The sequence below is a fragment of the Bacillus sp. PK5-006 genome (assembly GCF_054161415.1).
In genome coordinates this window covers 1,087,396-1,106,620 of record NZ_CP096414.1, presented here as the reverse complement: position 1 = coordinate 1,106,620, position 19,225 = coordinate 1,087,396, and the positions used below count along the sequence as shown (strand labels likewise).

Annotated in this window: 19 protein-coding genes; 6 read left to right on the top strand and 13 right to left on the bottom strand. The window is 41.4% G+C overall.

The genetic code is table 11. The annotated features are described in order from the left end of the window. Positions 1-14 precede the first annotated feature (14 nt). The 13 genes from M1D84_RS05695 to sppA form a co-directional block, all read right to left on the bottom strand. The gene (locus M1D84_RS05695; protein ID WP_024426146.1) at positions 15-698 is read right to left on the bottom strand and encodes a metal-dependent hydrolase; all 684 of its coding nucleotides are present in this window, start codon (positions 696-698) and stop codon (positions 15-17) included. A gap of 65 nt (positions 699-763) precedes the next feature. Beyond that, complete coding sequence (locus tag M1D84_RS05690; RefSeq protein WP_171464570.1) at positions 764-1,519, bottom strand: SDR family oxidoreductase; 756 nt, start codon at positions 1,517-1,519, stop codon at positions 764-766. Between the two features lie 95 nt (positions 1,520-1,614). Then, positions 1,615-2,520, bottom strand: coding sequence for an aminoglycoside phosphotransferase family protein (locus tag M1D84_RS05685; protein ID WP_073206957.1), 906 nt, complete (start codon positions 2,518-2,520; stop codon positions 1,615-1,617). A gap of 118 nt (positions 2,521-2,638) precedes the next feature. Continuing rightward, on the bottom strand, positions 2,639-4,012 hold the full coding sequence (gene argH, locus M1D84_RS05680) for an argininosuccinate lyase (RefSeq protein ID WP_034624205.1): 1,374 nt from the start codon (positions 4,010-4,012) through the stop codon (positions 2,639-2,641). Then, complete coding sequence (locus tag M1D84_RS05675) at positions 4,009-5,220, bottom strand: argininosuccinate synthase (RefSeq protein WP_024424806.1); 1,212 nt, start codon at positions 5,218-5,220, stop codon at positions 4,009-4,011. Before M1D84_RS05675 ends, argH begins: the two co-directional genes overlap by 4 nt. A gap of 172 nt (positions 5,221-5,392) precedes the next feature. Then, complete coding sequence (locus M1D84_RS05670; RefSeq protein ID WP_024426150.1) at positions 5,393-5,908, bottom strand: MogA/MoaB family molybdenum cofactor biosynthesis protein; 516 nt, start codon at positions 5,906-5,908, stop codon at positions 5,393-5,395. A gap of 105 nt (positions 5,909-6,013) precedes the next feature. Beyond that, positions 6,014-7,198 carry an acetate kinase gene (locus M1D84_RS05665; RefSeq protein ID WP_024424808.1) on the bottom strand — a complete coding sequence of 395 codons (1,185 nt, stop codon included), beginning with the start codon at positions 7,196-7,198 and terminating at the stop codon, positions 6,014-6,016. Between the two features lie 412 nt (positions 7,199-7,610). Next, positions 7,611-8,585, bottom strand: coding sequence for a class I SAM-dependent methyltransferase (locus tag M1D84_RS05660; RefSeq protein ID WP_034624206.1), 975 nt, complete (start codon positions 8,583-8,585; stop codon positions 7,611-7,613). Positions 8,586-8,673: 88 nt separating this feature from the next. Then, positions 8,674-9,174, bottom strand: a complete 501-nt coding sequence (tpx, locus tag M1D84_RS05655) for a thiol peroxidase (RefSeq protein WP_024424810.1) — start codon at positions 9,172-9,174, stop codon at positions 8,674-8,676. 112 nt (positions 9,175-9,286) lie between these two features. Next, a complete protein-coding gene (gene ytfJ / locus M1D84_RS05650; protein WP_007501733.1) occupies positions 9,287-9,739 on the bottom strand; it encodes a GerW family sporulation protein in 453 nt (150 codons plus the stop codon). 14 nt (positions 9,740-9,753) lie between these two features. Continuing rightward, positions 9,754-10,461 carry a DUF2953 domain-containing protein gene (locus M1D84_RS05645; RefSeq protein WP_206534388.1) on the bottom strand — a complete coding sequence of 236 codons (708 nt, stop codon included), beginning with the start codon at positions 10,459-10,461 and terminating at the stop codon, positions 9,754-9,756. Positions 10,462-10,559: 98 nt separating this feature from the next. Next, on the bottom strand, positions 10,560-11,084 hold the full coding sequence (locus tag M1D84_RS05640) for an RDD family protein (RefSeq protein ID WP_024424812.1): 525 nt from the start codon (positions 11,082-11,084) through the stop codon (positions 10,560-10,562). A gap of 14 nt (positions 11,085-11,098) precedes the next feature. Then, complete coding sequence (gene sppA / locus M1D84_RS05635) at positions 11,099-12,100, bottom strand: signal peptide peptidase SppA (RefSeq protein ID WP_024424813.1); 1,002 nt, start codon at positions 12,098-12,100, stop codon at positions 11,099-11,101. A gap of 446 nt (positions 12,101-12,546) precedes the next feature. Here sppA and M1D84_RS05630 point away from each other — a divergent pair, with 446 nt between their 5' ends. The 6 genes from M1D84_RS05630 (at position 12,547) to M1D84_RS05605 (ending at position 19,120) form a co-directional block, all read left to right on the top strand. After that, entirely contained in the window at positions 12,547-13,350 is an 804-nt protein-coding gene (locus M1D84_RS05630) for an NAD kinase (RefSeq protein WP_024424814.1), read from the top strand. Between the two features lie 113 nt (positions 13,351-13,463). Continuing rightward, positions 13,464-14,906, top strand: coding sequence for a DEAD/DEAH box helicase (locus M1D84_RS05625; protein ID WP_185853761.1), 1,443 nt, complete (start codon positions 13,464-13,466; stop codon positions 14,904-14,906). A 190-nt stretch (positions 14,907-15,096) separates the two neighbouring features. Further along, complete coding sequence (gene desA / locus M1D84_RS05620; RefSeq protein WP_448816140.1) at positions 15,097-16,152, top strand: Delta(5) desaturase DesA; 1,056 nt, start codon at positions 15,097-15,099, stop codon at positions 16,150-16,152. Positions 16,153-16,270: 118 nt separating this feature from the next. After that, a complete protein-coding gene (locus M1D84_RS05615) occupies positions 16,271-17,407 on the top strand; it encodes a sensor histidine kinase (protein WP_024424817.1) in 1,137 nt (378 codons plus the stop codon). Then, positions 17,404-18,003, top strand: coding sequence for a response regulator transcription factor (locus M1D84_RS05610; RefSeq protein ID WP_024424818.1), 600 nt, complete (start codon positions 17,404-17,406; stop codon positions 18,001-18,003). The genes M1D84_RS05615 and M1D84_RS05610 overlap by 4 nt, the downstream gene beginning before the upstream one ends. A 196-nt stretch (positions 18,004-18,199) precedes the next feature. After that, complete coding sequence (locus M1D84_RS05605) at positions 18,200-19,120, top strand: iron-hydroxamate ABC transporter substrate-binding protein (RefSeq protein WP_024424819.1); 921 nt, start codon at positions 18,200-18,202, stop codon at positions 19,118-19,120. The last annotated feature ends 105 nt before the right edge of the window (positions 19,121-19,225 follow it).

The window sequence follows — 19,225 nt, the reverse complement described above, 5'->3', positions numbered from 1 at the left end:
TTTTCATATGAGGATTAAATGTCGATTGATTCCCCGCTGTTTAACACATGACCGACGCCGCCATGCAGGCTGTCTGCAAATGCATGCGGGTCCTGTTCAATTGGCGGGAATGTGCTGTAGTGAATCGGAACGACCTGTTTTGCCCGCAGCCATTCTGCTGCGATTCTTGCATCTTCCGGTCCCATTGTGAAGTTATCACCAATTGGAAGGAATGCGAGCTCAATATGATTCAGTTCACCGATCAGTTTCATATCTGAAAAGAGTGCAGTGTCTCCTGCATGATAAATTGTTTTACCCTCTGCGGTAAATAAAATACCTGATGGCATCCCTGTATACGTAATTGTCTGTGCCTCTTCATCAATGACAGCTGAACCATGAAACGCTTGCGTGAGCTTCACTTTACCAAATTCAAACTCACGTCCGCCGCCGATATGAAGCGGGTGCGTTTTCACCCCTTGCCAGCTTAAATAAACGGCAAGCTCATTTGGCGCAACGACGAGAGCGTCATTATTTTTAGCAATTTCAATGGTGTCACCAAGGTGATCTCCATGTCCATGTGTCAGTAAAATGACATCCGCTTTCACATCTTGCGGTTTGATCTCTGTATGCTTATTTCCATTTAAAAATGGGTCAATCCAAATATGATATCCGTTTGTTTCAATGTGTACAACTGAATGTCCATGATATGTAGCTTTCATGTAGTATATCCACCTTTCAATTTTGATCTCATATCATTTATTCCCTCTATAAAAAGCTGAAAAACTTAATGCCTGTGAATGACGTTAAGACCACCTGTTGCTTCAATGACGGTCCCTGTAATGAGATCTGAACGGTCATCGCATAGAAATGAAATGATACGCCCTATATCCTCTCCAGTGCCAGACCTGCCTATCGGCGTTTCATCGTCTTTGATTTGACGGGCTTTCTCTATTGTCGATTCTTTCATGTCTCCAACGATTTTGCCTGGACAAACCATATTAGCAGTGATGCCATTTTCGGCTTCTTCAATCGCAATCGTTTTCGTCAATGACGCAAGGCCCACTTTTGCCGCTCCAAAGGCTGATCTGTGCATCCAGCCTGGCGCATGGTCTGCACCTTGGAAGCCATAAGTGATAATGCGGCCAAAGCCTTGTTTTCTCATCGTTGGGATGACCATTCGGAACAAATGGAATACTGCTGATAGGTTGCCTTCTATCATTTGATACCATTCATCTTCAGAGTAATCCGCCAATTTTTTTCGTTCAAAAATATAAGGACCGGCATTGTTAATCAAGGCATCAATCCGTCCAAATCGCTCTGCTGCCAGCTCTACCATGTTTTTTAAATCTTCTTTTTTTGTCACATCACCTTCGACAAATTGAAGCTTATCTTCGTACTGGTGTAATTCTTCTTTCATCTGCCGGACAGCTTCATCATCACTTCGATAATTCACTGTCACAGAATACCCCATATTCAGTAAAGACTCGGTAACTTTCCGGCCAAGTCCTTTAGAACCCGCTGTTATTAATGCGTGTCGCACACAATCTCCTCCTAAAGCAAAGGTTGCAAGTTCACGTGTTTCTTTTGTTATCTTTACTTTACTATAAACCGGCATCTGGCGCACTTATGAACCCTTTATCGATATGAGTCAAACAATATAGGGTGATTTATCCACTTTTTCAAATCCCATGAGCCATGGATATCGAGCAGCAGAGAAACAAAACGATAGCACTCTCTCACCTCATGAAGATCACGAGGAAGCGGGCAAATCTCTTCATAGCCCAATTGAACATTGCGGGCAGCTTCTTTCGTCAAAAGGTATTCCAATGCAATAAAATCAAACGCAGCTGGTCCATATACGACATATTCTGTATCAACTAAACTCGTCACTTGATCATCTTTTTCAATATATTGAGACGGATCTAAATCAATTAAAATGAGACTTGCTGAATCAGGGGGCTTTAGCTTTTCCATCTTTTGCAGCACAATTTCTGCATAACAGTGAAATTCATGCTGATCAGCGTAATAGCGGCCTATGAGTTTGAATACAGCCTTTTTTAACACAGCATGGAATTCTCTCAAATGCTTCTTTTCAGCTCCGTAGACTGCACCAAAAAAGTCAGTACGATATGAATGAAGATGTGCTAGTTTCCTCCCATAATCCTTATAAAAGTCTGATGAACGTCCCTCAAAAGATGTACAAGGTGTTCCTTCTACTTTTTCCATTACATAAAAATGTCTCCCTGCCTTCTTCACTTTACGAACAACTTTTGGAATATGAAAGGAATTCGTATGAGACAGCTTTTGATTGATTTGATCGATATGCTCTTCTACAGTACGGTCATCTACTCCATAGATCAATTTGATCCCAGAAACAAATTCACTTTCTTCTCTTGCAGTTTTAGGAGATTTGACTACATATTCCGTTTTATCTTGTAAGGAGATCAGCCACACATCATTAGCCCGTCCGTCATATTGTTCTCCTAACGTTTTCACTGATACGATTGGTTGATGAAACAAAGCCTCAAGCGTTTTCTTCATGATCTGCTGTCACTCCCTCTTCTGCTTGACGCAGGTATGCTTTCATTTCTCCAATGATCATCAATCTCCTTTTTCCATGACAAAAAAACCATCCGTATAAACGAATGGTTATGATAAGTTATGCCAGGCAGGCTTTTGCTTTTTCTAAAGCGAGCTGAATTTGTTTGAATCCAGTTCCGCCTGCACTTGTTCTTTTTTCAACCGCAACATATGGATCAAGAACAGTGTAAATGTCTTGTTCAAAAAGATCGCTTGCTTCTGTGAATGTTTCAAAAGAAAGATCACTTAGATAGATGCCTTTTTGAATACATGTATACACAAGCTTTCCAACGATTTCGTGTGCTTCACGGAATGGCATGCCTTTTTTCGCAAGGTAGTCAGCCACTTCTGTCGCATTTGAGAAATCTTCTTTTGTTGCCTTTTTCATGACATCTTCGTTCACTGTCATCGTTTGAATCATGCCTGTGAAGATTTGCAGGCTGCCAGCGATGGTTTTCACTGTATCAAACATACCTTCTTTATCTTCTTGCAGATCTTTGTTATACGTAAGCGGCAAGCCTTTCATAATCGTGAGAAGCCCCATCAGGTTGCCATACACACGGCCTGTTTTCCCGCGGATTAATTCAGCCATATCCGGGTTTTTCTTCTGCGGCATCATGCTGCTGCCTGTTGCATACGTATCATCAAGTTCAATGAATTTGAATTCTTGCGAGCACCATAAAATGATTTCCTCACAAAAACGTGAGAGGTGCATCATCACAAGACTGCTATTAGACAAAAACTCTAAAATGAAGTCCCGGTCACTCACACCATCGAGGCTGTTTTCGTAAATGTGGTCAAAGCCAAGCTGCTCTGCTGTATATTCACGATCAATCGGGAATGTCGTTCCTGCTAACGCTCCGCATCCAAGTGGAGACACGTTAATTCGCTTTAATGAATCTTGGAAACGCGCTTTGTCACGCTCAAGCATCCAGAAATAGGCGAGCATATGATGGGCAAACGAAATAGGCTGTGCACGCTGCAGGTGCGTATATCCTGGAAAAATCGTTTCAACGTGCTGTTCTGCCTTTTCTACAAGCACCGTTTGAAAGGAAGAGATCAGTTCAATGATATGCTCTACTTGGTTATTCAAATACAAGTGCATATCAGTTGCGACCTGATCATTCCGGCTTCTCGCTGTGTGCAATTTGCCGCCAAGCGGACCAATCTCATCAATGAGCATTTTCTCAAGGTTTAAATGAATGTCCTCATAATCGACTGAGAATTCCAGTTCATCCGCCTCTGCCTTTTTCATGAGCGTATTTAGTCCGTCTTTGATGGCAGCGGCCTCCTCATCACCGAGGATACCGCATTTATTCAGCATACTTGCATGAGCAAGGGAGCCGGTCAGATCTTCTTTGACTAATTGTTTGTCGAAATGAATGGACGCGCCAAACTCATCGACCCATTTTTCTGGTGTTTTTTGAAATCGGCCTCCCCAAAGCTTTTTCATGCTTTAACCTGCTCCTTTTTATTCACGATGCTGTTTACTTTTGTCGGTAAGCCCCAAAGATTAATAAATCCTACAGCTGCATCATGATCGAATTCATCTGCTTTTGTATAAGTGGCTAGATTTTCATCATAAAGTGAATATGGTGATTTACGTCCTTCTACAATGGCATGACCTTTAAATAGTTTCACACGTACAACACCTGTTACGTTCTGCTGTGTTTCTTGTAAGAATGCATCTAGTGCTTCTTTAAGCGGTGAGAACCATAAGCCGTTGTATATTAATTCAGCCATTTTTTGTTCAACGATTGGTTTAAAGTGAGCGACTTCTTTGACTAGCGTTAAGTCTTCAAGCTCTTTATGCGCTTTTAGAAGTGTGACAGCACCTGGGCATTCGTACACTTCACGAGATTTGATGCCGACAAGACGGTTTTCAACGTGATCGATTCTGCCAACACCATGCTGTCCAGCGACTTCATTTAAATGAAGGATGAGATCAGATAATGAATACTGGATACCGTCAATGGCTGTCGGTTTTCCTTTTTCAAACGTGATTTCAATGATTTCAGGTGTGTCAGGCGTTTTTTCAAGTGGATTTGTCAGATCGTATGCACCTTCTGGCGGCGCAGCCCAAGGATCTTCTAAAATGCCACATTCGTTACTTCTGCCCCAAAGGTTTTGGTCGATTGAATATGGGCTGTCTAAATTAATCGGAATTGGAATACCGTGTTTTTGTGCATAATCGATTTCTTCATCACGAGACCATTTCCATTCACGCACTGGTGCAAGAACTTCTAGGTCTGGATTCAATGCTTTAATGGATACTTCAAAACGAACTTGGTCGTTCCCTTTTCCAGTACATCCATGAGCAACTGCTACTGCATTTTCTTTTTCTGCTACTTCCACTAATTTTTTTGCAATAAGCGGACGGGATAGTGCAGATACTAGTGGATATTTTCCTTCATACATTGTGTGTGCTTGTAATGCAGTGAGTGCAAACTCTTCAGCAAATTCTTCTTTTGCGTCAATCATGTATGATTGAACAGCTCCGACTTGAAGTGCTTTTTGTTGAACGAATGCTAAATCTTTTCCTTCACCTACGTCCAGGCAGCAAGCAACGACTTCGTATCCTTGCTCTTGTAACCATTTAACTGCAACAGAGGTATCAAGACCTCCGGAATATGCTAATACGACTTTTTTATTTTGTGACATGATTGAAAAGCTCCTCTCGCTTGTTTTGATTCTGTGAATGTTTTTGCATAAAAATAAGTTTTAATTTATAAACATGCATTTAGTATGTATACACTGTAACAAGGAAAAATTGTTTTTTCAACCCCTTTATGAAAAAAACTCTGCCAAATTTTCTTGGCAGAGTCATTTTGGGCTATTTTTGATCCTTTTCAAGCTCTCGTAAGACATGAGGAAGCTCTGGAATCACGAGTTTGGTCATGGCTAAACGAACGGCTCCGGTAGATCCCGGCGTGGCAAAGACAGCCTTTTGATTGACGACCCCTGCCGTTGCCCTGGATAAAATAGCAGCTGAACCTATGTCTTCTGTATAACTGAGCATGCGGAAGATTTCACCAAAGCCAGGCAGTTCCTTGGAAAAAAGAGGAGTGATCGCTTCAATGGTCACATCCCTTGCGGCAATCCCTGTTCCGCCATTTAACAAGACGGCATCTATTTTCGGTTCGCTTGTTCCTTCCAGCACAGCGTCTTGAATCGATCCTATATCATCTTTTACAATATCGTATGCAAGAACAAGATGTCCCTGTTCTTTGAGCAAATCAATCATCAGACGGCCGCTTTTATCTGTATCTTTCGTTCTTGTATCACTGACCGTAATGACTTTCACATAAAGCCTTTCTTTCGCCTCACGTTTATGTTCTGTCACGCTCATCTTTCGCACCGCTCCCTTTTGCTTCATATTGGACAACATTATAGCATGCTGCTTTCAACAGAAAAAAGCTCTTTTCCTTATTGGAAAAGAGCTTTTCAAACTTGATTACGCTAAACGCATTACGTCTCTTGCAATCATTACTTCTTCGTTTGTAGGGATGACAATCACTTTTACAGGAGAGTGCGGGTAGCTGATGAATGCTTCTTCGCCTCTCATGTTGTTTAAAGAAGGATCCCAGTAAACGCCCATGAATTCTAGACCACGAAGTACACGTGCTCTTACTTCTGAACTGTTTTCACCGATTCCAGCTGTGAAGATGATCGCATCTACGCCATTCATTCTTGCTGCATAAGAACCGATATATTTATGAATACGGCTCGCAAAAATATCAAGAGCAACTTCTGCACGGTCGTTTCCTTCTTCTGTTGCTTCTTCGATATCACGAAGGTCACTTGACAGACCAGACACACCTAAAAGACCACTCTTCTTATTCAAAGTAGAAAGCACTTCTTCAGCAGTATGTCCTGTTTTTTCCATAATAAATGGAATAAGGGCAGGGTCAATGTTACCAGAACGTGTACCCATTGCAACACCAGCAAGTGGTGTAAAGCCCATAGATGTATCGATTGATTTTCCGCCTTCAACTGCTGCAATACTCGCACCATTTCCAAGGTGGCAAGAAATCAGACGAAGCTCTTCAAGCGGACGGCCTAATAGCTCTGCTGCACGCTCTGTAACGAACTTGTGGCTTGTCCCGTGGAATCCATATTTACGAATACCAAAGTTTTTGTAGTAGTCGTACGGAAGGCTGTATAGGTAAGACTGCTCTGGCATAGTTTGGTGGAATGCTGTATCGAACACAGCAACCGCTGGTACGTCAGGCAGAATTTGTTTGAATGCTTTGATTCCTACAACGTTTGCAGGATTGTGAAGTGGTGCAAGCTCTGAAAGCTGATCAATGTCATTGATCACTTCATCAGTTAAAAGAACAGAATCGCTGAATTTCTCTCCGCCGTGAACAACGCGGTGTCCTACGCCATCAATTTCATTAAAGTCTTTGATGATGTGAAATTCAGTTAGTTTTTCAAGCAGCATTTTGACCGCTACTGCGTGATCTGGAATATCTGTCACTTCTGTTTTCTTTTCTCCATCTACAGAAATCGTGAAGATACTGTTGTCCATTCCGATTCTTTCAACAAGCCCTTTTGTTAAAACGGTTTCTTCTGGCATGTCGAACAATTGGAATTTAAGAGATGAGCTTCCTGCGTTGATTGCAATAATTTTGGACATTACTGTCGCTCCTTTTACTCAGTTGTTATATAAGGTTTCACGTTTTTTCCGGTGCTATATTCAACCTGTTTGACGGGTCTTTTATAGTTTAACGATAAGTCCGAAAAATATCTGACTTTTTCATTTAAACATTGAAAACTTTGCATTTCAAGTGCACCTTCAAACTGTTATCGCTTACATCAATAAGTCGTTATTTTCTGAATAGTAAAATATCCAGATTATTGACAAAGAGATAAAATGATTTTTATTTTAGCTCTTTGTTTTCTTTTCAGCGTGATAGAAAACCTTTGCAGCTCTAGGAAGGGCGAGCATCGGAGCAGAGCGAATTTGGGATTCGTGAGCACCGGAGCGCAGACCTGCGGGCGAATGCGAGGGTTTGTCTACACGCTGAAATAGCCAGAAATCACTCTGGCTATTCTTTCGTTTCTTTTTCTTCTATAAACCACTGGTCTAATTTTCTCATCACACCGACCATTGCTTCCTTCTGTGAGAAAGATGGAAGATTGGCAAACAGCATTCGTTTTGGGGCTTCCAGCCCTTCTTTTTTCTTTTGCATCACAAATAAGCTTTTGGCGTGTTTTTTATCCTTAAACATGGACACTGGCAGCTGAATTAACGCATTCATATACGCATGATCTTTGATGAAATCCTTTAATTGTACGCTCTCTTTTCCTTCAAATAAATCATTTGGAATGATGAAGAATAAGAAGCCGCCTTCTTTTGTGTAGCGAAGGCTTTGTTCAATGAATAAATAATGGGCAAAGGCATGTCCTTCTTTTGCCTTTAGTTCAAAGTCTGCTGCACGCTCATCATTTGGATAATAGCCCACTGGGAGACTGCATACAGTGACATCTGCCGGTGAGATCAGAAGCGGCTCAAGACTGTCCTGGTGGAAAAGCTCAACTTCTTTCTCCTCTAAATTCGCCTGGGCCCAAGCAATTTTAATGAGCACATCATCAATTTCAGACGCAAAGCCGCGTTTTGTTTCTGCAGTGAGATTATTTAAAACAGCAAGAAGTAAGTTTCCTGTTCCCGCTGCTGGATCAAAGACTACGAGCTCTTTTTGACCGTCTAAAAATTTATTCACCAAATAGCTGACAAACAGTCCAATCGTATCTGGTGTCATCTGGCGATTTGGGTGAGAAATATCCTTTTGACCTTTCAATACGGCGAGCTGAAACGCTTTACGAATCTGCTCATGATCATAAGAAGCAAAATCTGCTTTTTCTATTAAATCCTTTAATAAACCGTTTCGATCATTTGCTTGGAAAAAGGCTTCTCCTGCTTCTGCCAATGCTTCAATATAGGAAATGCCCTGTTCCTTTTTTAATCGAATAGAAGCTGTATCGAGCAGTTCAAAAATAGTACTTACTTGATCTTTCTGCAATGCTTTTCTCTCCTCGCTTTGTTAAAAGCTATATGTTCTCATTGAAAAGAGCCCCAGGATGAAGCCGGAGCTCTTGTCGATGCTGCTTTTATAACAGTGATTTTGCAGCTTCAATGGCTTTTTCATAATTTGGGTGATTCGTTGCTTCACTTACGTATTCAGTGTAAACCACTTTTCCGTTAGGGTCTAATACAAAGACTGCGCGCGCCAATAAACGCAATTCTTTCATATACACTCCGAATGCTTCACCAAATGACATATCTCTGTGATCAGATAATGTTTCGACATTTTCAATTCCGTTTGCTCCGCACCAGCGTGCTTGTGCAAATGGAAGGTCTGCACTAATCGTATAAATATTGACCGGACCTAAACCCGCTGCCTCTTCATTGAAACGTCTTGTTTGTGCGTCACACACACCTGTATCAATAGAAGGAATCACTGAGATGATCGTCACTTTTCCTGCTAAATCAGAAAGTGAAACTTCTCCAAGTGAGTTCGTTAATACCGTAAAATCAGGAGCCTGCTCGCCTACTTTTACTTCATTTCCTACAAGCGTGACAGGACTTCCTTTAAATGTGATCGATGCCAAAACAATTCCTCCCTTTTCAAATGTATGGTTCTATCATAGTAGAGAAAGCAAAAAACTGCAAAGCCTAATCGTCCCTTTTGCAAAAAAAGTTAACTGCAGCGCAGCTAACTTTTTAAAGGTCTATGTCATCTAGTTTTCGTTCTTTGTGACGGTGCTCCCGCTCATCCTTCTTAAACATGTGCTGAAGACGTTCAATTGCTTGAGGAGCAGAATCCAATATTTTATCGAGCAGATGTGTGTGTTCATCCAAATGAAGCATTCGAACTCCGTTTGTTCCTACAATTAAGAAGGCGATTGGTGTAATCGACACCCCGCCGCCGCTTCCGCCGCCAAATGGGAGTCTTGGCTCTTTTCGTTCCTGTTCATCAGAACGTTTTTCTTTCTTTTGGTTCCCGTTAAATTCACTGCCGCCGGCTGCAAATCCAAAACCAACCTTTGACACAGTGAGAATGACACTGCCGTCAGGGGTTTCGACTGGATCGCCGATGATTGTATTCACATCTATCATTTCTTTTAAGTTTTCCATCGCTGTCTTCATGAGACCTTGGATTGGATGATCTGCCATTTTCGGGTTCCTCCTTAAACAGATGATTCATTCTTCGTTGCTTGAAGAGAGGCACTTTTTCTCGCCTTTCTTCCTTTTAACCAATGGACAAGTAAACGAATGGCTGCAAGCATAGCATGTCCAATACGAAAATATGCTATACATGTAAACTGAGTCTGTGACACATTGTGCTGAAAGGCCGGAATGACTTCATACACCGGTTTATGCTTAAAGGTGAGATGCTCCTGCATAAAGGCAAGCAGTGCTCCTTTCACTGACCACACACCGCCGGCTGCTACACCTGTTAAAGCGGCGTCATGAAAGCCGATCCATGTCGACCAGTGAAATGAGACAACCCTTATGTGAATGAAGAATTTGCGCATGATCCGGTTTAAATCGACAATCTCTTTTGTGATGCGCTCCATTTGATGAAGGATTTGCTTCATATCACGCTTTCCTACTTTTTTATGCATCGATTCTTTTTCGTGATCAGGGTTTTTAGCGCTTTCCATTTTCTTTTCACGAATATCAATCGTTTGGTCTTCTGGATTGACCCTCACCATCGGAATATCTTTTTTGAGTCTGACCAATCCATATAAGGTGATGACCTTCAGTGCAATGTGGTCATTGTCGTTTGTATGCGAATAGTCCAGCAAAATGGTTACTTTCATGAAAATCAACAAGATCACAAGAAGCAAAAACGCTGCGATCCAAACGTAAAGCACTGTGCTCACTTCCTCCATAACAAATGATGCTTCCCCTACGATTATGGCTCTCATTCTGGATTTTATACCCAATCAACAAAAAAGAGTTTGACCGGTACCCGGCCAAACTCCTCTGATTATACGTTTGATTCTGTTTTTTCATATAAATGTTCATGGACGACCACCGTATCGGCAAAGTAATCATGAACCCCTTGCTTTTTCGGTGAGAACCCAACGATAGCATAGAGAATAAAGATCGTATTAATGTAGCGCCCCACAATCTCTCTAAAGAAAATAACATCCCATGCCAGCTTCTTCTCAGGCTGAAGTGAGACCACTTTAATTCCAAACACCATCTTGCCAAGTGTTTGTTGAAAGATTTTCGTCATGATGGCGAAATAAAGGAGGAATACAATCGTCGTTGTGACGGAAAATGGAGAAAACCATCCCCCTCCTTTGGACCAGCCAAACAGACTAAAGATTGGAGAAACCGTCAAATGGTTTACACCCCAGACGACGAGCCAATCAAGAATAAATGCCCAAAATCTAATCCAAAAACCTGCAAACGCCTGTGCTTCAATTGAAGCGCGCTTCACAAAGGCCGGCTTCGATTCTTCCTCTTGGCTGCGGCTTTCGCTTACTTCATCGAATGTAGAATCCATCTATGATCCCTCCTTTATTTTGAATAGAGATACATCGGTTTAGACCCATTTGAGCCAGCCAGTGTTTCTTTTAAATTCAGAAAATCAATTTCGCTTTTAAAGAGCTTGCTTGCACTCATGTTGAAGAGAGAGTTCCAGCCAAAGCTTTGAGAATAGCTGACCACTGTTGCTCCTTTTAAGCCTTTTTCATTTTTCTTCATCGCTTTTAATGCATCTTCATAATACCCAAGCTCATCGACTAATCCGTTCGATTTTGCCTGTGTCCCGTCATATACCCGGCCGTCGGCAATTTTCTTGACTTCCTGTTTTGACATGCCGCGTCCTTCAGAGATCACTTTGACAAATCCTTCATAAGAGTTATCGACCATGCTTTGCATGATGTTGCGCTCATCTTTTGTCATATCACGGTTTGGAGACATGATATCTTTGAATTTCCCGCTCTTAATCGTTTCATATTTAATACCTAGATTATCTGCGAGCTTAGAATAATTCAAGCTTTGCATGATGACCCCTAACGACCCTGTTAATGTTTCAGGTGAAGCAAAGATTTTCTTCGCTGGAGTTGACACGTAGTAGCCGCCAGAAGCTGCCATTGAACCCATAGATACGTAAATCGGCTTCTTCGCTTTTTTCACTTCTTCTAATTTTTTATGTATTTCAGCACTTTCATAGACACCGCCGCCAGGAGAGTTTACGCGCAGAAGTACACCTTTTACAGAAGCATCCTCTTTCGCTTTATCTAGTTCCTTGAGGAATGCACGATGATCATAACCTTCTCCGCCTAATAGGCTCGATGCACCGCCATTATCTTGAATGGTTCCATTAATCTCAAGAACAGCAATCTTGCCTGCACCGCTGCCATTCTCTAGTACCTTCTCTTCTATTTCATCCCCGAATTGATAGCTCATTTTATTGTCATTGAAGCTATCGAACAAGGCCATCGTGACACTAATCACAATTGAAAATCCGAAAACACCAAGTGCAATAATTAGCGCTACCCATCTTTTCGCATTCATCTTTTTCTCCTCCTTTTTTTCTCACTTCATTCATACGAATGCCCACATGAAATGTTTCACAGGAATTGTGGTTTTTTTACATTTCATGTAGGCATATGATAGCACCTCTCTTAAATAACGATCAACTTTACATCGTCTACGTAGATATGCGCATGACGAAAAATTGGCTTTTTTATCCTCTCCCTGCACCTAATAGGCTAGATCATCACCGCAACGAAACACCTAAACCATTCTTTCATGAGAAAACGGCTATTCAATTATGCTCAGGATTCAGCCATTTCAAATCACTCACATCGACTCATTTCTCATAAAGGCAATCCGATCATCAGGTGGTTCTTTCTAAAGTTTTTACTTTCATATGAAAAAAGTGTAAAATGTGAGCAAGGGTTTTCATGTAAGCCCTTTATCATTGAAAATTATTTTTGACAGCAAAGGGGAGAACGTCAATGACAGACAATCGTCGCAATGTATTTTTCTTTTACAAAAAAGATCATGAATTGGATGGACACATTTCTTCTCTCGAGAAGCTCGCTACCGATCAGGGCTTTCACGTCGTCAAGCGTGCAGAGGATGCCCATATTATTGCTTCAATTGGCGGGGATGGCACATTTCTTCAAGCAGTACGTAAAACAAACTTCCGGGATGACTGCTTGTATGTAGGGGTATCAAAATCAGAAAATACGCACTTATACTGCGATTTCTCATTAGAGCATTTTGATAAAATGATTGATGCCATGAACACTGAACAGCTTGAAGTGAGAAAATATCCGATCATCGATGTAAGCGTTGACAGCACAAACCAGTTCCATTGCTTAAATGAACTGTCGATCCGCTCCAGCATTATTAAAACATTTGTGATCGATGTGTATATAGATGATTTCCACTTTGAAACATTTAGAGGCGACGGCATGATTATTTCCACTCCGACTGGTTCAACGGCTTACAATAAATCGGTGAGCGGCGCCGTGGTTGATCCGATGCTTCCTTGTATGCAAGTCACAGAGCTTGCATCGCTGAATAACAACTCGTACCGTACATTAGGCGCTCCTTTCATCTTGAGCAGTGACCGCAAGCTGACGCTGAAGGTAGTGCAGGATGGAAACGATCATCCAATTATCGGGCTTGATAACGAAGCGCTCGGCACAAAACACGTCAAACAAATTGACATTGGCCTTTCAGGAAAAGTCATTAAAACGGTGAAATTAAAAGACAACTCTTACTGGGAAAAAGTAAAACGCAGATTCCTTTGAGAATTTGTCTGCACGCTGAAAGCTCCTTTACGGGGCTTTTTTTATGTCTTTTCATTCACGGCCATGGTTATGGTATGATGTCACAAGTATGAATGTACGAAAAGGAGAACACGATGACATTACAACATTTTGATCAATATCCATTAAGTGATGAATTGAAACAAGCGTTAGAAGCGCTTCACTTCCATACACCTACACCCGTTCAGCACGAGACATTATCCGTTGCTTTTTCAAAGCAGGATTTAATCGTCAAATCTCAGACTGGCAGCGGCAAGACTGCAGCCTATGGTCTGCCGATTTGTGAAATGGTTGATTGGGCTGAAAATAAACCTCAAGCCCTCATCCTCGTTCCGACACGAGAACTCGCCATGCAGGTCAAACAAGACCTCACAAGCCTTGGGCGGTTCAAACGAATCAAAGCCGCAGCCATTTATGGAAAAGCCTCTTTTCAAGCGCAGAAAGTAGAGCTTTCACAGAAAAACCATATTGTGTGCGGGACACCAGGCCGCATTTTGGATCACCTTGAGAAAGGCACCCTTTCTTTAGAAAATCTCAAATTTTTCGTGTTAGATGAAGCGGATGAGATGCTGAACATGGGATTTATCGATCAAGTCTCTTCTATTATTCAGTATCTGCCGCCAAAGCGCATGTCGATGCTGTTTTCAGCGACAATGTCTGATGATATGAAAAAATTGAGCGAACAGTTTTTACAATCACCAAAAGTCATTGAGATTGCACGTGAAGAAACGTCTGTACAGCAAATCACCCACACCGTCATTGAAACGGAAGAAGAATCGAAATTCTCCCTTCTTCAGCGTACGATCGTCATTGAAAATCCAGATAGCTGCATTATTTTCTGTAATACACAAGACAGAGTGAATGAACTCACACTGAAGCTGGACGAATGGGATGTGCCCTGTGACAAAATTCATGGCGGCATGAGACAGGAAGACCGCTTTGATGTGATGGATGAATTTAAAAAAGGTGAATTCCGTTATCTGATCGCAACAGATATAGCAGCCCGGGGAATTGATGTCAGTGATATGACACATGTCATTCATTATGATCTCCCTTATGAAAAAGAGCGCTATATTCACCGGACTGGCAGAACAGGCAGAGCGGGAAAAAGCGGGAAAACGATTGCGTTTATGACAAAGAATGCAAAACCGCTTATTGATGAATTAAAGCAGGATGCTGGCATAGACTTTCAAACTCAGCCTTATCCGACAAAGGAAGAAGCAGAGGAGCATGTAGAAAGCTTCGAAGAGAAAATTGAAACGCCTATTCAAAAGGAAAATAAACAGGCAGGCGTTGAGAAGGATATTATGAAGCTTTATTTTAACGGCGGAAAGAAAAAGAAGCTGCGGGCTGTTGATTTCGTTGGGACCATTGCCAAAATAGAAGGCGTTGCATTCGATGACATTGGGATTATTACGATTCAAGACACAAAAACATATGTAGATATTTTAAACGGCAAAGGCCCTCTTGTGCTGAATGCCATGCGCCACACAACCATTAAAGGCAAGCAGTTAAAAGTACATGAAGCACGTTCATAAAAAAAGTGAAGGCCCAGCGCCTTTACTTTTTTTATTTATATTGAAATAAGCTCAAAACCGTATTCCATCAGCCTTTTTGATGACAAACATGACAAATGTCATATTGAATACATGATGGGTGCTACTATGAGCATGACACCTTTCCTTCTATACTTTGAAGTAGAAAGAAACGGAAAGGACTTGAACGTTCATGACGACTTCAACAAACACACAGCAGCAAGCTACTTTAAGAAAACAAGTGGGTCAATTCTCTGGTGCTGATTCGAAAAAAAGTATCATTCAACTCTTTAATACATTCATTCCATTTTTAGGGCTTTGGTTTCTTGCCTATTATAGCCTGAATATCTCCTACCTTTTAACCCTCTTTTTTGCGGTTATTGCAGCTGGGTTTTTAGTACGTGTCTTTATTATTTTTCACGACTGCTGCCATCAATCCTTTTTTAAACAGAAGCCGCTAAATCACCTGTTCGGTTTTTTAACGGGCGTACTCACCCTTTTCCCTTATCTTCAATGGCAACGAGATCATTCCATTCACCATGCCACAAGCAGTAATTTAGACAAACGAGGTACTGGCGACATTTGGCTCCTAACAGTCAAAGAATATCAAGAAGCATCAGCATGGACGAAATTTCGCTACAGATTTTATCGTAACCCTTTTGTGATGTTTATTTTAGGACCGATCTTTGTCTTTCTCTTAAAAAACCGTTTCAACGTCAAAAATGCTCGTAAAAAAGAGCGTTGGAACACGTATTTCACAAACGTGAGCATCATTGCGTTAGCAGCCGCAACATGTCTTCTTTTTGGCTGGCAGGAATTCCTGCTTGTTCAAGGTCCGATCTTCCTGATCTCAGGATCTATCGGTGTATGGTTGTTTTATGTACAGCATACGTTTGAGGACTCTTATTTTGAAGCAGATGAACATTGGAACTATGTGCAGGCAGCTGTTGAAGGAAGCTCCTTTTACAAATTGCCAAAGCTTCTTCAATGGTTAACTGGTAATATCGGCTACCATCATGTCCATCATTTAAGCCCAAGAGTACCGAATTATCTTTTAGAGCATGCCCATGACCAAAGTGAACCGCTGCAAAATGTCCCGACCATCACGTTGAAAACAAGCCTTGAGTCGATGAAATTTAAGCTGTGGGATGAGGAAACGAAAGCATTTGTGACGTTTAGAGAAGCACGGCAATCTAAGAAGATGAACGTTCCAGTTATCAAAGGAGACATTCTCAAGAAAAATGCATAATCGGCGCAGGCTCTTTCTTACACGAGAAGGGGCTTGTTGTCATTTACAGGATGCACCAATAGGCTGAATTTGATAAAGTAAGGAAAAACAATGAAAAACGAAAAAAGGTGGCACACGGATGAAAAAACAGTTTAAACTTCAAAAATTGCATGGGATTTCCCCCTATATATGGGCCATTTTTTTCATCCTGCCCTTCTATTTTATCCTTAAGACACCTTCGACTTTAGGTATTGTGATCGGCATTATTTTGAACGTCGTCTTTTTCGCTGTGTATCGTTTTGCCTTTGTTGCAAAAGGCTGGTCATTATATGTCTTTGGCCTATTATTGATCGGTATTTCAACTGGTTATGTGATGCTCTACAGCTATATTTATTTCGCTTTTTGCATCGCCTATTTTAACGGACATATTAAACGAAAAGTTCCCTTTTATATCTTGTACTATATCCATCTGGCGAGCGCCGCCGTGGCAGTGAACTTTAGTTTGATCTTAAAAAAGGGCTGGTTTCTCACACAAATTCCTTTTGTCGTCATCACCCTGATTAGTGCCATTCTTCTTCCTCTCAGCATTCGGAGCAGGAAGGAACGTGAACGGCTTGAGGAGAAATTAGAATATGCCAATGAACGGATTGCAGATCTTGTGAAGCTTGAAGAAAGGCAGCGCATTGCACGCGACCTGCATGACACCCTTGGACAAAAGCTTTCTTTGATCGGTTTAAAAAGTGATCTTGCCCGTAAACTCGTGTATAAAGACCCTGAACAGGCTCGTGCCGAACTCAAAAGCGTCCAGCAGACCGCCAGAACGTCTCTCAATGAAGTGCGGAAGATTGTTTCCTCCATGAAAGGCATCCGAATCAAAGATGAAATGTCGAACATCGAGCAAATTCTCGAAGCAGCTGGAATTGAATTGATTTATGATGAAAAGGAAGCACCGAAACACATCTCACTTCTGAACGAAAACATTGTGAGCATGTGCATAAAAGAGGCGGTGACGAATGTCGTCAAACATAGTGATGCAACGGTTTGTAAAATTACCATTCACCAAAAGTCAAAGGAAGCCATCATCACCGTTGAGGACGACGGAACATTTAAAGGCGACTATCCATCCTCTCAAACGAAGGGTCACGGCCTTTTAGGAATAAGAGAAAGATTGGAATTTGCAAATGGCCGCCTGCGGATTGAAACAAAAGACGGGACAAAGCTCATTATGAGCATTCCAAATGATTCAGCAGCAAAAGAAAAGGAGGGTATGAAATGATCAACATCTTTATCGCAGAAGATCAGCAAATGCTGCTTGGTGCACTCGGTTCACTTCTCGATTTAGAAGACGATATGACGGTTGTTGGAAAAGGTACAAATGGCCAAGATGCCATCGATTTTGCCAAAACACATCCTGTTGATATTTGCTTAATGGATATTGAAATGCCGGGAAAATCCGGACTTGATGCAGCGGAAGAGCTCAAAGGATCAGATGTGAAAATCATTATTTTAACGACCTTTGCCCGCTCCGGTTATTTCCAAAGGGCGCTAAAAGCGGGCGTCAGCGGCTACATGCTGAAAGACAGTCCAAGCGAGGAGCTGGCAAGTGCGATTCGCAGTGTGATGAAAGGGAAAAAGGTGTATGCCCCTGAATTGATGGAAGACTTATATAGTGATGAAAATCCTTTAACGGAGCGAGAGAAATCGGTCCTTGAACTCGTCGCAGACGGTAAAAACACAAAAGAAATTGCAAAAGAACTCAGCATCAAAAGCGGCACTGTCCGGAACTACATTTCCATTATTTTAGATAAGCTGGAAGTGAAAAACCGCATCGAGGCCATTACACGCTCAAAAGAAAAAGGCTGGTTTAAATAAGAAAAAAGATCAGGACACATGCTGCCTTGATCTTTTTTTATTGAAAATCCCCTTTTATTTTTTATTACCAGCTATCAAAATGTCATTGACAACAGCCTACAGTCCTATGATATGATATCCAAGTGATAATAATTATCATTATCACTAATACAACCAATATCCGGCTTATGCGCCGATTTCAAAGGAGTCTACATTCATGAAGAAAATATTGTTCCCTCTGATGCTCATCTTTGTACTTGCATTGAGCGCATGTGGCAATAGCAGCAGCTCTTCCTCAAATAAAGGAAATCAATCAGCATCATCAGACAAAATTACATATCAATCTGAAAATGGGCCTGTGAAGCTGCCAGCGCATCCAAAACGTGTTGTTGTGCTCGGTTCTTACACAGGGAATGTCATGTCACTTGGTGTGAACCTTGTCGGCGTTGACTCTTGGTCCAAAAAGAATCCGCGCTTCCAAAAGAAATTAAAAAATGTGGAAGAAGTATCTGATGCAAATGTAGAGAAAATCATGAAGCTAAAGCCTGATGTCATCATTGGCTTAAGCAATACTAAAAATGTAGAAAAACTCAAAAAAATCGCACCAACCGTTTTGTTTACGTATAACAAAGTTGATTACCTTCAGCAGCACATTGAAATTGGAAAAGTTTTAAACAAAGAAAAAGAAGCAAAAGCTTGGGTAAAAGATTTCAAAAAACGCGCAGCTGAAGCTGGAAAAGAAATCAAAGCAAAAATCGGTAAAGATGCAACAGTGTCTGTCTTTGAAAGCGGCACAAAAGATCTTTACGTTTTTGGAGATGCATGGGGCCGCGGAACAGAAATTCTCTATCAAGCAATGAAACTGAAAATGCCTGAGAAAGTGAAAGAAAAAGCATTAAAAGCCGGCTACTACGCGGTTTCACAGGAAGTCATTCCTGAATTTGCTGGAGACTATATGATCATTAGTAAAAACAGCGAAATGGACAATTCCTATCAAAACAGTGAAATTTACAAGTCCATCCCAGCTGTCAAAAAACATCGTGTGTATGAAGCCAATGCAGAGGAATTCTATTTTAATGACCCACTCACACTTGAATTCCAACTATCATTCTTTAAAAAGCACTTTTTAGGTAAATAAGCTGAAGCAAGGGACCTCTTCCCTTGCTTTTTTCTTGTCTGGTTCTAGCGGCAGGGCCTTTTTTCCGCTACAATGACAACAAGCGAATACAAAAAGTGTGGTGCT

Bases quoted from the DNA above. Each gene is read 5' to 3' on its own strand.
- desA (WP_448816140.1), top strand. From the start codon at position 15,097: ATGACGACTTCAACAAACACACAGCAGCAAGCTACTTTAAGAAAACAA.
- M1D84_RS05695 (WP_024426146.1), bottom strand. From the start codon at position 698: ATGAAAGCTACATATCATGGACATTCAGTTGTACACATTGAAACAAAC.
- M1D84_RS05675 (WP_024424806.1), bottom strand. From the start codon at position 5,220: ATGTCACAAAATAAAAAAGTCGTATTAGCATATTCCGGAGGTCTTGAT.
- M1D84_RS05685 (WP_073206957.1), bottom strand. From the start codon at position 2,520: ATGAAGAAAACGCTTGAGGCTTTGTTTCATCAACCAATCGTATCAGTG.
- M1D84_RS05645 (WP_206534388.1), bottom strand. From the start codon at position 10,461: ATGGAGGAAGTGAGCACAGTGCTTTACGTTTGGATCGCAGCGTTTTTG.
- M1D84_RS05630 (WP_024424814.1), top strand. From the start codon at position 12,547: ATGACAGACAATCGTCGCAATGTATTTTTCTTTTACAAAAAAGATCAT.
- ytfJ (WP_007501733.1), bottom strand. From the start codon at position 9,739: ATGGCAGATCATCCAATCCAAGGTCTCATGAAGACAGCGATGGAAAAC.
- M1D84_RS05605 (WP_024424819.1), top strand. From the start codon at position 18,200: ATGAAGAAAATATTGTTCCCTCTGATGCTCATCTTTGTACTTGCATTG.
- argH (WP_034624205.1), bottom strand. From the start codon at position 4,012: ATGAAAAAGCTTTGGGGAGGCCGATTTCAAAAAACACCAGAAAAATGG.
- M1D84_RS05625 (WP_185853761.1), top strand. From the start codon at position 13,464: ATGACATTACAACATTTTGATCAATATCCATTAAGTGATGAATTGAAA.
- M1D84_RS05640 (WP_024424812.1), bottom strand. From the start codon at position 11,084: ATGGATTCTACATTCGATGAAGTAAGCGAAAGCCGCAGCCAAGAGGAA.
- M1D84_RS05665 (WP_024424808.1), bottom strand. From the start codon at position 7,198: ATGTCCAAAATTATTGCAATCAACGCAGGAAGCTCATCTCTTAAATTC.
- M1D84_RS05670 (WP_024426150.1), bottom strand. From the start codon at position 5,908: ATGAGCGTGACAGAACATAAACGTGAGGCGAAAGAAAGGCTTTATGTG.
- M1D84_RS05610 (WP_024424818.1), top strand. From the start codon at position 17,404: ATGATCAACATCTTTATCGCAGAAGATCAGCAAATGCTGCTTGGTGCA.
- sppA (WP_024424813.1), bottom strand. From the start codon at position 12,100: ATGAATGCGAAAAGATGGGTAGCGCTAATTATTGCACTTGGTGTTTTC.
- M1D84_RS05615 (WP_024424817.1), top strand. From the start codon at position 16,271: ATGAAAAAACAGTTTAAACTTCAAAAATTGCATGGGATTTCCCCCTAT.